The organism is Streptomyces sp. NRRL S-37 (assembly GCF_000721605.1).
In the GTDB taxonomy this organism is placed as follows: domain Bacteria; phylum Actinomycetota; class Actinomycetes; order Streptomycetales; family Streptomycetaceae; genus Streptomyces.
Map to the genome: position 1 here is coordinate 1 of NZ_JOIZ01000072.1, position 1,529 is coordinate 1,529.

General features: G+C 67.1%; 1 protein-coding gene. It reads right to left on the bottom strand.

Going from position 1 to position 1,529, the window contains the following annotated elements; all coding sequences use genetic code 11:
- Positions 1-1,529, bottom strand: a 1,529-nt coding sequence (locus tag IH50_RS0136720; protein WP_037873611.1) for a non-ribosomal peptide synthetase, incomplete at both ends; no start/stop codon positions are given.

Genomic DNA, 1,529 nt, shown 5'->3' on the forward strand with positions numbered 1-1,529 from the left:
CCTTGCGGTCGAGCTTGCCGTTCACCGTCAGCGGCAGCTCGTCCAGGACCATCACCGCGGCCGGGACCATGTACTCCGGCAAACGTGAAGCCGTGAACCGGCGTACACCCTGGGCCAGTTCCTCGCGGTCGGCATCCTGTCCGCCCACCACATAAGCGACGAGACGGACCTCACCAGGCATGTCCTCACGAGCCACGACCGCCGCCCGCGCAACCCCCGCATGAGCACCCACAACCGCCTGGACCTCACCCAGCTCGATCCGGAACCCACGAACCTTCACCTGCTCATCCGCACGCCCCACGAACACCAGACGACCATCCGCACCCCAACGAACCAGATCCCCCGTCCGATACATCCGCTCACCCGCCACACCGAACGGACACGCCACAAACCGCTCCGCACTCAACCCCGCACGCCCGTGATAACCACGCGCCAGCTGAGCACCCGCCACATACAACTCACCCGCAACCCCGACCGGCACCGGCTCCAGACCCCGGTCCAGCACAAACAACCGCGTATTAGCCACCGGCGACCCGAACGGCACCACACCACCAGCCGCCGCCTCACCCGGATCCACCAACCCAGCCGCCACGATCACCGTGGCCTCCGTCGGCCCATACGTATTCACCAGCCGCCGACCCCGCGACCACACCGCCGCCACCGAAGGCTCCACCGCCTCCGCACCGATCACCAGCGAACCCACACCCGCCAGATCACCCGGCTCCAAAACCCCCAACAACGACGGCACCACACTCGCCGACCCCACCCCAGCCGACGCCACCAACCCCCGCAACAACCCCGGCTCAGCCCGCTCCCCCACACCAGCAACCACCAGCGCACCACCCCACGCCAGCGTCACCGCCACATCCAGAACCGACGCATCAAAACTGAACGACGCGAACTGCAACACACCCACACCCGGCCCGACACCCATCAACGGACCGAACACCGACACCAGATTCGACACACCCCCATGCCGAACCGCCACACCCTTCGGCACACCCGTCGAACCCGACGTATAAATCACATACGCCAAACCATCCGGCCCCACAGCCACACCCGGCGCCGAACCCGGACACGCATCCACCGCGGCAGCAACCAGCGGATCATCCACCGCCACAGCCCGTACGCCCTCCAGCGCGAGCCGGCCCAGCACCTCCCTCTCACCCACCACAACGCGGACCCCGCCATCCGCCACCATGAACGCAAGCCGCTCCACCGGATACTCCGGATCCAACGGCACATACGCACCCCCCGCCTTCCACACAGCGAGGATCCCCACCACCATCTCCACACCACGCGGCAGACACAGACCCACCAACGACTCCGCACCCACCCCCCGACCCATCAGGTAACGAGCCAGACGATTCGCACGCGCATCCAACTCCGCATACGACACCTCAACACCCTCGAACACCACCGCAACCGCACCCGGCGCCCGAGCCACCCACTCCTCGAACAACCCCACCACCGACCCCGCCGGCACCCCCACCGACGTGTCATTCCACTCGACAAGCACCCGACGACGC